At 60.4% G+C, this 12,027-nt stretch carries 12 protein-coding genes; 7 read left to right on the top strand and 5 right to left on the bottom strand.

All coding sequences use genetic code 11. The features are described from left to right. The first annotated feature begins 1,217 nt into the window (after positions 1–1,217). Genes AC2ETI_RS15535 through AC2ETI_RS15525 form a run of 3 tightly spaced genes read left to right on the top strand, consistent with a single transcriptional unit; the run spans position 1,218 to position 3,249 of the window. Positions 1,218–1,580, top strand: coding sequence for a GntR family transcriptional regulator (locus tag AC2ETI_RS15535; RefSeq protein ID WP_019747490.1), 363 nt, complete (start codon positions 1,218–1,220; stop codon positions 1,578–1,580). Continuing rightward, complete coding sequence (locus AC2ETI_RS15530) at positions 1,577–2,512, top strand: ABC transporter ATP-binding protein (protein WP_483634104.1); 936 nt, start codon at positions 1,577–1,579, stop codon at positions 2,510–2,512. Before AC2ETI_RS15535 ends, AC2ETI_RS15530 begins: the two co-directional genes overlap by 4 nt. Continuing rightward, positions 2,509–3,249 carry an ABC transporter permease gene (locus tag AC2ETI_RS15525; protein WP_205907552.1) on the top strand — a complete coding sequence of 247 codons (741 nt, stop codon included), beginning with the start codon at positions 2,509–2,511 and terminating at the stop codon, positions 3,247–3,249. The genes AC2ETI_RS15530 and AC2ETI_RS15525 overlap by 4 nt, the downstream gene beginning before the upstream one ends. 142 nt (positions 3,250–3,391) lie before the next feature. On the opposite strand, the gene AC2ETI_RS15520 is transcribed toward AC2ETI_RS15525, so the two are convergent. Both AC2ETI_RS15520 and AC2ETI_RS15515 read right to left on the bottom strand, forming a co-directional pair. After that, positions 3,392–3,883, bottom strand: a complete 492-nt coding sequence (locus AC2ETI_RS15520) for an FBP domain-containing protein (protein WP_019747493.1) — start codon at positions 3,881–3,883, stop codon at positions 3,392–3,394. Between the two features lie 225 nt (positions 3,884–4,108). Then, positions 4,109–4,726 carry a hypothetical protein gene (locus tag AC2ETI_RS15515; RefSeq protein WP_029537817.1) on the bottom strand — a complete coding sequence of 206 codons (618 nt, stop codon included), beginning with the start codon at positions 4,724–4,726 and terminating at the stop codon, positions 4,109–4,111. 182 nt (positions 4,727–4,908) lie between these two features. On the opposite strand from AC2ETI_RS15515, the gene AC2ETI_RS15510 reads away from it, so the two are divergent. The 4 genes from AC2ETI_RS15510 to AC2ETI_RS15495 all read left to right on the top strand — a co-directional run bounded on the left by AC2ETI_RS15510 (position 4,909) and on the right by AC2ETI_RS15495 (position 8,840). Then, a complete protein-coding gene (locus AC2ETI_RS15510) occupies positions 4,909–6,573 on the top strand; it encodes a hypothetical protein (protein ID WP_019747495.1) in 1,665 nt (554 codons plus the stop codon). Between the two features lie 46 nt (positions 6,574–6,619). Next, entirely contained in the window at positions 6,620–7,897 is a 1,278-nt protein-coding gene (locus AC2ETI_RS15505; RefSeq protein ID WP_483634103.1) for a wax ester/triacylglycerol synthase domain-containing protein, read from the top strand. A 279-nt stretch (positions 7,898–8,176) separates the two neighbouring features. After that, complete coding sequence (locus AC2ETI_RS15500; RefSeq protein WP_031331751.1) at positions 8,177–8,638, top strand: Hsp20/alpha crystallin family protein; 462 nt, start codon at positions 8,177–8,179, stop codon at positions 8,636–8,638. 58 nt (positions 8,639–8,696) lie between these two features. Continuing rightward, a complete protein-coding gene (locus tag AC2ETI_RS15495) occupies positions 8,697–8,840 on the top strand; it encodes a hypothetical protein (RefSeq protein WP_019747498.1) in 144 nt (47 codons plus the stop codon). Positions 8,841–9,215: 375 nt separating this feature from the next. On the opposite strand, the gene AC2ETI_RS15490 is transcribed toward AC2ETI_RS15495, so the two are convergent. From AC2ETI_RS15490 to AC2ETI_RS15480, 3 genes are all read right to left on the bottom strand, one after another. Continuing rightward, a complete protein-coding gene (locus AC2ETI_RS15490) occupies positions 9,216–9,632 on the bottom strand; it encodes a hypothetical protein (protein ID WP_030535916.1) in 417 nt (138 codons plus the stop codon). A gap of 13 nt (positions 9,633–9,645) precedes the next feature. Continuing rightward, positions 9,646–10,407 carry a pentapeptide repeat-containing protein gene (locus AC2ETI_RS15485; protein WP_021333876.1) on the bottom strand — a complete coding sequence of 254 codons (762 nt, stop codon included), beginning with the start codon at positions 10,405–10,407 and terminating at the stop codon, positions 9,646–9,648. 243 nt (positions 10,408–10,650) lie between these two features. Beyond that, on the bottom strand, positions 10,651–11,475 hold the full coding sequence (locus AC2ETI_RS15480) for a peptidoglycan DD-metalloendopeptidase family protein (protein WP_483634102.1): 825 nt from the start codon (positions 11,473–11,475) through the stop codon (positions 10,651–10,653). Between the last annotated feature and the right edge of the window lie 552 nt (positions 11,476–12,027).

Genomic DNA, 12,027 nt, shown 5'->3' with positions numbered 1-12,027 from the left:
GAGAGGAGGTGAATTTGAAATGAATAACGTCCTCTTTGCTATCGTCAACGTGATCGTGGCGATGGCGAACGGTTCCACGATCCCCTTCTCATTAGAAGGCGCAGGGCCACTAACCGCACCCGACTTGTAGAGAAGATCGGCCGACCGCATGTGAATGACAGTTTCAGCTCTGCCTGAAACCTGCATATCAGCAGATGCGTGGATCGTGCGGTGGTCACAAACACAATCTCCCCTACCTGTCCAGGAAGGGGAGATTGTGTTTGACAGGTCCCATGCCACGGTGAGGCAGCTACCGATCTCGGACGCGAGCGGGAGCTGTCTCCGATGTTGACCACGATGGACCTGTACCTAGTTGGCACAGAACCTAGTTGGCACAGACCACTTTAAGTCGTCGACCAGGTAGCCGGTGGAAGCGCTTCGGTCTTCGGCCTGATCACGGGCGGCCGCACTATTTGGTGAGGATCGGTCGGTCGCCTCTTGAAATGTAATTGGCGAATCGTTCAATTCCTGCTTGTGAGAAGCTCCCTCGGCCTGCGCGTTTCAGTGCGGCTTCGACGAATGGGAGCGGTTTCCTGCGGTATGTGCGGTAGATGCTGTCGAGTACTGGTTGCAGTGCCCGGCGTGCGAGGTCTGCTGTTTCCGGGTCTGAACCCCCGAACTTCACTGTCACATTCGGCATAAATACCCCTGTTGGTCGAGTGTCCGATTCCCTGGTCGGAAGCGTACGTATCGGGATTGCGAATCAGTACAGAAACACCAAAACGGGGCGCTAAGTCCCTACTTGCGGTGGATGCGATTCCGTCTTTGGGTTGACGAAAGGGGCCCGACCGCGGCGTGCGGTCCGGCTTCTGTTCTACGACTCCGGGTTACGCCCCGAAGCCGAGGCTGCGGTTTCGCCTGCTTCACGTTGGGTGGCGAATTGCCGATGCTGACGGGTGTTTCGGTCAACCCCGTCCCGTGGTCGACCACCTAGATCGGCGGTTCCACGGTTCCGCAGAAGCTCAATGCCTGTGCGCAGCGCCCCGGGGATCTGGAAGTCGTAGCTGGTCTGCATCCAAGCTGTTCCATCAGCCTCTGCGATGAATATCCCGATGGGTAGCGCTCGGAGACCCAAGGCATCGGTGCCAGATTCCGCGATCTCATTGCCAACATGCCCCACGACGTTCTATGGTTCATTACATGAGTAATGAACCAGTGAACACCGGGCGTCGATCATCGTGATCGACGACGGACGACCACTGTTCCAGCAGATCGCCGAGCAGATCGAAGGCTCGATCATCGACGGCTCACTGCCGGAAGACGGGCAGGTGCCCTCAACCAACGAACTGGCGGCGTTCCACCGAATCAATCCGGCGACGGCAGCCAAGGGCCTCAATCAACTCGTAGGCGAGGGGCTCCTCTACAAGAAACGGGGAATCGGAATGTTCGTCACCGTCGGCGCCCGCGACGCACTCAGGTTCAGACGACGAGAAGCGTTCGCGCGCCAATACATCGAGCCGTTGGTCATGGAGGCCGACCGCCTTCAGATTTCCCTCGACGAACTCAAATCCATGCTGGACGACAGGAAGGCGGACCGATGAACTCAAGCACGACAACGACCAAGTCGCACGTCAGGCGTTTCGACGAAACTGAACTCGTCGCCTCGATGCGAGCAGTGAACAGAAGCTACGGGGACGTCGATGCGCTCTCGGACGTCTCGTTCGAGATCGGCCAGAACAAAATCTACGGCCTGCTCGGACGTAACGGCGCAGGCAAGACCACGATCATGCAGATGCTGACCGGACAGGACCTGCACACCAGCGGCGACGTCGAGGTATTCGGCGCTGCCCCTTTCGAAAATGCCGACGTCTTGGCGAACGTGTGCTTCGTCAAGGAAAGCCAGACGTACCCCGAGGACCTCAAGGTCAAGCATGTACTCGTCGCCGCCGGCCATCTGCTCCCGAATTGGGACCACGCGTTCGCCGAGACACTGCTCGACGATTTCCAACTTCCACTGTGCCGCAAGGTGAAGAAGCTCTCGCGCGGCATGCGGTCAGCGTTGGGAGTGATCATCGGACTTGCCTCCCGTGCACCGCTCACGCTCTTCGACGAGCCGTATCTCGGCCTCGATGCCGTTGCACGCCAACTCTTCTACGATCGTCTGCTTGCCGATTATGCCGAACATCCTCGCACTGTAGTGCTTTCGACTCACCTTATCGACGAGGTAGCCAATCTGCTCGAGCACGTGATCGTCGTAGACAGCGGCCGGATTGTCGTCGACGAGGACGCAGACGCACTGCGAGGTCGCGCCGTAGTGGTATCCGGCCCCCTTGATGCGGTGGATGCTGTTGCCGCGTCCGGCAGGGTCCTGCGCCGGGAGACACTAGGCTCCCACAGCCGAATCATGTTGCAGGCCGATGTGACCGAGACCGAGCGAATCCGACTGCGGGAGGCGGGAGTCCAAGTGGAACCGGCATCTTTGCAGGAACTTGTCATCGCGACTTCGACGCAGCGCAAGGAGATCACCGCATGAGCATCGCAACGACAGCGCCCCGGACGGTCCCGAAGGCGCCCACCCGGTCCAGGATCGGTTCCGTCCTCCAACTGCACACGGTCGCGTGGCCGTTGCTGATCGCCTGGCCGGTGGGCATCCTTTTGATCTCTTTCCTCATCAGCTTCACCATCTACGCGATCGTCGGAAACGAGCAGGGTGAGGGATTCACCGGCAGTGTGTTCTCCGTTTACGGTTTCGTGCTGGCGTTCTACCTCCAGTCGATGACCCAGACGTTCCCGTTCGCGCTCGGGCTGAGCGTGACTCGCCGCGAGTTCTTCACTGCCACCACGATAATGGCGTTGACACAGTCCGCAATCTTCGCAATCGCGCTACAACTGCTGTCAGTGGTGGAGTCCGCCACCAACGGCTGGGGTGTGCACATGCGCATGTTCGGCATCGCACGCTATTTCACCGACAGCGCAGCCGTTCAGTTGCTCGCGCTGTTCGCGACGCTGCTGCTGACCAGTTCGATCGCAATGCTGACAGGTGCGATCTACCAGCGATGGAGGACCACCGGTCTGCTCGCCTCTCTCACCGGTCTCTTCGGTGTGCTCGGCCTGTCAGCGATCGTAATCACCTGGGCCAGCTGGTGGCCGGCGATCGGTTCGTGGTTTGCCGATACTTCCCGAGTGGTGCCGATGGCACTACTTCCATTGGCCCTGGCCATCGCCTGCATAGCCGGAGCCTGGGTCACTTTACGTCGAGCAACGCCCTGACCGAGTAATCATGTGCGACGCCAGATGTCGCACCGTGTCCGAGTGCCCCTCGGATCGACACCGTCCAGGCAGTTCGGCCCCTTCCTCAGCCCAGGGAGGGGCCGAACTTCACAACAGGGATATCGCGTCCCCGGGGTCCCCTCTACTGCCGAGCCACTCGCTCGACAAAACTCGAAGCACGCAGCACCAGTTCATCTTTCCGGTCCTGGCGCGCAGCGGCGGCATCGTAGCCGGCGTATGGGAGCGGGGGGTCGTTACGAACATTGGCCGAGCACTGGAAATCTCGGCAGATCAGTGTTCCGACTGTGCTGCCGCGTCGACCGGCCGGGCCGGCCAACTTGGCGCCGTAGAAGACGACCTCGTTGGGAAGGCGCGTGTCACGGCACCAGGAACACTGGGCGCGCGACCGTGGAGTGGCTTGCGCTTGAACGAGCAAGACTCCGATGATCTCCCCGTCGAGTGTCGGGACGATCGCGTAGGCGCGTCGGCCCATTTTGGGATCTCGCCAGCCCAGATAGTCGAGAGCGTCGAAGTCGATGGTGTCGAAGCCATCCGGCAACGTGAGATCAGTCTTCTCCTTACGGCTCGCGTTGACGAGGCTGGAACGGGTAGATGTATCGGTCAAAATGATCATGGGTGTATGCCAATCGTGGATCGGTGAAGGTGGGTACAGCTCATGGCCCGACCAGCACCTAGTGCTGTCGGGTCCGAAATGCGCTATCTGCTGCCGGCGAAGACGACGCCGACAACCCCCTCACGCCCATGGGGCATCACGATGTCCACACCCCGATGGTAGCCACAGGTCCTCGACACGGGCCACTCGATTTATCGACGCACTTCATGCGTGAAATGGCGCGAATCAGTCACGCCAGACCGCCGTGAACTCGTACCAAGGTCCGCCGAGGTGCTTTGCGGAGAAATCGTCGAACCCCGTAGGTGCGCCGCTGGGCGAGTACACCCATCCACTCGTGGTGGTGAACATGCTGTCGTTGTCGATGAAGTAGACCTCATCGGGACGTACGACATGGGCACTGCTGATCTCGAACTGGCCGATCTCGAGCTCTTCCACAGTCGATCCAGGCTGCTCCAGGAGAGCAATCGCGATGGTCTCGAACTCTCCGCTCTTGTCGAGGAAAGTTGCCGGCGGCATCAACAACACCGCAGCGACCGCGGCGATAACGGCAACCGGAGAGGGCAGGATCCACCACGACCACCGTCGGTCCTGGCCGAGAACGTAGAGCGTACGAACCGCCCACACCAGACCAACAACGATCAAGGTGAGCAGAGCCGCAGCGCTGACGAGGAGAGGATCGAACCACCTGAAGTCACCGAATGGCGAAGGCCACCATCCGTAATGCCGGCAGACCAACGCAATAAGCGGAACAACGGTGAACGCCAAAAGAATCGGCCCCGGTGGCTTGGACGACTCCGGAGGGTCAGCTACCAACCATTCACCCAGCGACTTCGGCCTTCTCATCACCCCACCGTATCTGCAGGTCATGGCAAACTCAGATACACGGCGAATACTTTTGCAGTACAAGCACTCTCGTTCCACTCACAACAACCAACGCAGCGATCGGCACTCTCGCCGCAACCGACACAGATGGACAAACCTCACAATCCGCAGATTCAACGTGCCGATCATGCGACAATCGGACGGTGAACGAGACCGCGAGTGGAGTTTCGCACCCGTACCGATCGCGACTGTCGACCGTCGGCATCCTCTTCGCCGCCGGCCTGCTGTGGTCCACTCCCCTCTCCGCAGCCACGCCCACCGAAACCGGGCCGGCCAGTTGCGTACCATTCGGAACCGCCCAACTGCCACCCGGCGCACCCTCGGGAGGCGGACGAGTCGGGTTGGAAAACCTTCCGTTGTTCAACGGCACGGCCACCCCGTCTTCCATCGAGATGCGCACGCCAACAACCCAATTCAATCGATTCTGGGACTTTGCACTGGTCGACCACGACTTACTCGCTCGTCCGCGGGCACCCGGCGAACCAACGACCGAGCCATGGCGTTTCGTGCCGATGCCCGAATGCCTACGTGGACGACTGGTCGGGATATCACTGGACGACGACGAACTCGTCGCAGTCGACGACAACGGCTGGGTTTACACGATGGACAACGCCTCCCAGGACCCGCTCGTGTGGAACTGGACTTCCGCGTGGGGCGCGCCCCTCTGGAGTGGTCCAGGCCGACAACTTCCGGGAGACCGGCCGAACGGGTGGGCGCTGAGCGTCTCGTCGCCTTGGGACAATCAAACTTTCACCGACATCGCAGGACGGATTCACTTCGTCGGACTCGCCAAGATGACGATGATCCCCACGCTGACCGCGGACGGCAGCCGAATAACTTACGCAGACCCGTGGCTGCCCAACGACGACAGCTACGAGATCGGCGGCCCGCTCGGCGGGCGATTCCAGGCGGACTCGCTGTCGGCGGCCGGATCAACCACTTTCGTGATGAACAAGTACGGCGACATGTACACCCGCACATTTGATTTCGATTCTTCGGGATCGGACTCGATCTTCTTCCGCTACAGCTGGGAAGATCAGTCGGACAAGCCGTCGGCACCCAACCTCGTGGCCGAAACGCTGGACCGCAGCACCGCCGCGATCCAACTTCCGGCACCGGACTGGGTGCACCAGCCCAAGATTCCCGGTGAAGTCACATCCGCGATCAGTGTGCACTCACTCGGCCCCGGCCCGAACCGGCGGGAGTTGCGTGTCGAGGGCCGCCGCGGCGCCGAATCCGGTTTCTGGCACAAGGATCTCGTCGGGGATGCTTGGGAGTTCACGCCGACTGGCGCGTCCCTCCTCGGCACACTGATCGAAAACGCGCCGACAGACCGGTCGACGGATACCCTGTCCCCCGCTGCCCCCTGGCACTTGTCCACGACCTTGCCCGCCCGCGACGGCGCCATCGACGGCCAGACTCTGATCGACATCGGGTTTCCGTACTCTGTGGTGGATCCGCGCATGCTCGACGCGATCGGCCAGTACGCACAACCGTCCGGATACCGACTGGACGTGGACCATTTCGACCCGGTCGCCACCACCCGGACCGCGACCGTGACTGCACCGGATGGCACGGTTCTTCCGGTCGTCCTGCACACCGCCGACGGACTACGGATGACTCCCCGCGCATCCGGCCTCGATGCCGATCCGCGCCACCTCGTCGGGGCAATCGAGATCCCGTCGGACGCGTACGCGGATCGGGCATCGAACCCCGCTCTGAACGCGTTCGTGCAGGACTGGATGCGCGGAAACCACATTGCCGCGATCACGCTCAGCGCCACCGACCACGACTTGGTGATCCGCTAGCCGAAACCAGCGCCGTCCACCGTGTCGCCTCGATTAGGCTCAGCAGATGGTCGACACCACACCCGACGTGCCGATATCACCCGTCGACGCTGCGAGCTTCCAGCTCGGTGTGGATGTCCAGCCGTACCTGGTCACTATTGCCGGTCTGCTCTCTCCGGGCGGCTTTGTCGACAGCGACGGTCGACCGGATCCAGCGCATCTTCACCGAACACTCGCCGCGCAGATCGCGCAGGAACCGTTGTTGCGGCAACGACCGATTGTGCGGCATGGGTCATGGTGGTGGACGGAAAGCAACATAGAGGTCGACCTCCATGTCTCACTGGAGGAACGCGGTCCCACCGAACCCGACTTCGAAGCGGTTTGTGGTCGACTTGTGATGCAACCCCTTGACACCACCCGACCGTTGTGGCACATCGCATTGATTCCTGTAGCTCGAACTGGTCAGTGCGGCATCGTCATTCGAGTGCATCATGCGGTTCTCGACGGCGCCGGTGCCAGCGACCTTTTCGAGCGCTTGTTCGCCTCGCCTGATTCGAAAAAACCCGACCCAGGGGCGCCACCAACGGCGAAAACCGGCCACTCCCCCGAGCCACACATCCCCCAGAAGGCCAGTTCCCTGGACCTCCTCCGATTTCGAATCGGGACGTTCCTACATCGGCCGATCCGATCACGGGTACTGCTCGGCACAATCGGCACCACGAGATCCATCGCTTCCGTCAGCACCCGGACCGCTCCGGTCGTGCGCGGTGCGCAAAGTGTGGGAGGCACATTGAACGATGCCTACCTCGTTGCAGCGGGCACCGGACTGCGATTCATCCTCGAAGATCGTGGCGAGTCCATTCCGAAAACGATCGCCGTATCGGTCCCCGTCGCAGTCACAGCGATCGGAGACGCACGCAACGCCGTCGGATTCATGATCATCGACCTCCCACTTCAAGAAACAGACCTGGAACGTGCCGTCGCAATCGTCGCGAAGCAAACTGCGGCCGCAAAACCGTCCGCACGTGCGGCAGGAACAACATTTCGGTCGCCGCGTGTAGCCGGCATCTTCGACAAATTCGCGAAGCGACAGCACATGATCGGTGCAGTGGTGTCCAATGTTCACGGACCACGCGGTCCGCTCACGCTCGACGGGGCAGCGCTCGTCCAACTCTGGCCGCTCGGCCCGTTGGCGGGCAATGTTCGAATCGGCTTCACAGCAGCGTCCTACAACGACAAATTCTGGATCGGAATCCAGACCGATGCCGAGCATCTCCCTCCGGCAAGCAAGATCGCGCAAGCCGTAGAACGAGCTCTCAACGAAATAGCCAGCACCACAAGCTGACTGGTACTTCATCACACTCGTTCGAGTCGGATCGAACCGAGGCATCTGCGGATTTCTCAACCCGGGTGTCCTGATCCAGCAGGACTCGAGTGATCGCGTGATCACCGAACAGTCACGCCCCCAGATGCTCCCGAAAATCTAGCCGAAGTTCAGTCGAAGAATCTGGCACTCAAGGTTGCAGAGTGCCAGATCGGTTGGTTATCATGTTCTCGCACAGTGAGTTCGGTCGCCGTCGAGGTGACGGTGGCCTTTCTTAGACGATACGGGAGGTGTGTTGCTGTGCTTCGTTTCGATCCCTTCACCGACATCGACGCGATCACCAAGTCCTTGCTTGCTACCGAAACCGGCAGCAACCGAAGTCCACGTTTCATGCCGATGGACCTCTACAAGATCGATGATCACTACGTCCTTCACGCCGATCTTCCCGGCGTCGACCCGGGATCGGTGGACGTACAGGTAGATGGCTCGACCCTGACCTTGACCGCGCACCGCAGTGCTCTCTCCGAAGATGGAGTGACGTGGCTGGCCAGTGAGCGTTTCACGGGAACGTATAGAAGGCAGCTGTCCATCAGTGAGGACATCGACTCCGAGCGGATCGTCGCCTCGTACGACAACGGCGTGTTGACCGTGAGCTTGCCGATCGCAGAGAAGGCGAAACCGCGGCGGATCGAAATCGCGTCGGGGCCGCCGTCCAGCACTGCCAACTCCGAGGCAGAAACTCAGGGACAGATCGAAGCCTGACCTGAACGGCTTGGCACGAAATCGACTGTACAAGAACCTTTCATCCAGGAGGTCCACTATGCCCGCGCCAATCATGGCCCCCGCCGCAGCTCTGGCTGAACCGGTCGTCTGGAACGAAGATCCGCAGCGACAAAGGTGGTGGACGCGCATACTCGCGGCCGGCTCGCCGGAGAATTCATCCAACGACGAATTTCAACCCTGACAAGACCCGACCGCGATCGCCGAGTGCGTTCACCCGCAACTGAATTGAGGTCTTCCGTCCGCCTATTCGGGCGGACGGAAGGCCGTATTCAGTCGTCAAGCCCGGGCGAAGCCTGAGGATCGTTCCACGACGCAAGCCGAAGATTCACCAACCTCAGCTAGATGAAGAATCGCCCGAAATGGGCGGAGCGGGACGAAACACTCACACAACAAGGACGAAGCGCGCCGACACCGGCCACCCGTGACACGTACGGTTACAACGCATACACACATCGTATAGCCGGAATGTCCGGATTCATTGGGCCCACCGCAGTGTTTGATGCCAGAAAGTGACAACAGCCTGACGAATTTGGGAGCGCAGCATTTGTCATTGCCTTCACAGCTTTGATTCGCACTCGCCACTGTCATCGAGGATCAAGAACTCGATCTTCGCCCGCTCCCCGTCCGCATCGAAGACGTTGTCGCGGTCTGAGACACGCGCGATCAGTTCCGTCAGTGCCGCATGGATCGTCGTGTACAGAAATGTGCGGGGATCGGACACCCCCATCACGTCGTCAGTGTTCATCTGAACCTGCGCCGTAGCGGTACGCCTGCCCAGAAACACACGTGGAAGCCGGATCCCGGTCGGATCGGTCACCACGGTGATGTCGCCACCAACGACAACAAACAGATCGAAGTCGTACTGCATCGCGATGCCCCTCAGCCGGTGTCTGAGCCGAGTCAACTCCTCAATGAAGTCGAGCGGCACCGACGGTCCACCGAATACTGTTCTGAACGTGACCCCGCGAGTCATCGATCTGCCCCCTTTACGAATCATCCATTTCAGGATCGAGGGCCATACCCTCTGTGTCCCCCACGCCGAGTGCTCGGGCATATCGACCGGCATACCGCTCCAGTGCGACTGCTGAATCAGCCTCACCTGCCCATTGATCCGGAATCGCGGTGCCGTCACATGTTGTTCGCGACACTCGCGCCTCGGAGAACTCGACAGCGGTCCGGGTGAAGGAACACCGCACAAAACTCGTGGCCGCCGAGAATCGTGCGCCGCCGAAAGTGCACTCCACGAAAGAGGTATCGGCGAACTGCGCACCAGGCAGGTCTGTGTCGTCGAATGCACATCGTTCGAACACAGTATTGGGCACGGAGCGGAGCCCGCGTGCTTTGGCTCCAGTGAAATCGCAATCGACCACCCTCGGTCCGAGCGCCAGACGCGAGAGCGTGGCACCCCGGAAACTGCACCGTTCGAATCGGCGATTGAAACGGGGTTGTCCGGTCAGTGCAACGAAATCGAAACGGCAGTCGAATAGTTCGGATTCGAAGACGGAGATCGCACCCCGAGCGAAACTCAGATCAATCCGTTCCAACGTGAGATACCGGATGTCCAATCCACCGCTACCCGCTGTCAGGCCACGCACGTCGATCAGCCCGTCATCGGTCTCCGCCCATGGGGAGACGAGAGTGTGGGGCGGCTTGACGATCCGCGACTGATCGAGCAGCTGCGCCCGTAAATTGTCGACGCCCTCATCTGACCAACGTCGACGTAGGGAGGTGATCGCGGACCGGTTCACGGGCTCAATAGTATCGGCAAGATCCCCCGCGATTGGCCGTGGCTGCCCAAGAAGCGAACCGCCACGCATCAGCACTTCGGTAGGAATCACTTCTCGGAGCGCGCAAACAGCCGGACCGTGAAATGCACGGCCCGGCTGCAGCGCTCACGCGCACCAACTGGAACTCGGAGTTAACTCGGGTACTGGAACCGGTCGTATACGAATCGTTGACTCATCCCAGGATCAGTATCGAATTATCCACTCTCACAGATTGATTACGTCGCCCACAAAGATCTGGTCGGGATCGGCGATCTGTGGATTGATGTCCCACAGCTGCTGCCAGGTGAGACCTCGCTCTGCAGCGAGGTCGAACAACGTATCACCGGCCGCAACGACTACCTCTTCGCCAGACACTGGAGCCTTCGACTCCGGAATGCTCTCTACCGGTGCAGATTCGGCTGCCTCAGAGTAGACAACGGGAACTGGCGCCGGTTCCGGTGCGGATTCGGGTGCTACTTCCGGTGCCGGCACGGGTGCGGGTGCGGGTGCGGGTGCGGGTGCGGGCACGATACTCGACCCGGTATCGCACGCCCCGATCGAACTCAGGAAGGACATGGGATCGACGGCGCCACCACTGTGAATGCGGAGGTGCAGATGTGGACCGGTGGAGCTACCGGTGTTACCCGTTGCCCCGATCTGGTCGCCTACCTCGACGTGCTGCCCCACACCGACCCAGGTTTCGGAGAGGTGGCCCATCTGAATCTGCTCGCCACTGTCCGCTTCCAACTGGATGTACGTTCCGTATCCACCCGGATCATTGGGTCCGGCAACAGAAATCGTGCCCGATGTCGGCGCGTGAAGCGCGGTGCCGACGTTGACAGCGAAGTCGACTCCGTCATGTCCCGCGTGGTACCCCTGCGAAAGTGATCCGCTTACCGGCCACTCCCAACTGCAACTCGCCGACCAGCCCTGCGCACCGGCGGTACCTGCATTGACAACTGCTCCGGCCCCCACAAGGGCGCCCAGTCCTGCAGTTACGGCGATGAATCGTTTTGTGCTGGAAGGCTTGTGTTTTCTGTGCTTACTCATATTTTCCTTGACTGATGTGCTCGGAGCCGGCGCAGGCTCTACCGCCAGACAGCACTCAGTACGTGCTGAGCTACGCGGTGCATCGCACCGAGACTCCGTTGGAGTGAAATTTTCGGATTGCGCCATGGAGAGAAGTACGGTGACCACTCTCGAACGCGATCGCGCGCATAGACCCGCAGGTCTGTATCTCCTGGTGACAGCACAGGAGATACGGGTTTTACATCGAGGCAGTGCCTGAATCGATCGTTGATCGAGGACTACGAATGCCGGACCGAACTGAGGGCATTTCGTTCGAAGATCGACAGGGTGGGTGTCTACCCGGATGGTCGGAAATGGGGTGGAACATGGAGATCCTTGCGTTGCGGATGAGGAATCACCTCATACGCTGTCGCTTCACGACGCTCCACGCCACGGTTGAATTACCTGGGTACGTACCTGTTTTTGCGCTTTCGACCCGACCGGTCGATATCAGGCGCCACTTCATTCCACGGCATCTGGTGAAAAAATCAGTGCCTCACATCACTTCTGGAGACGATACCGCGCCTCGGTCAC

This window comes from Rhodococcus sp. MurmanLake-1 (genome assembly GCF_056945715.1).
The sequence above is the reverse complement of the archived record's forward strand: the minus strand, read 5'-3'. Positions and strand labels throughout refer to the sequence as shown.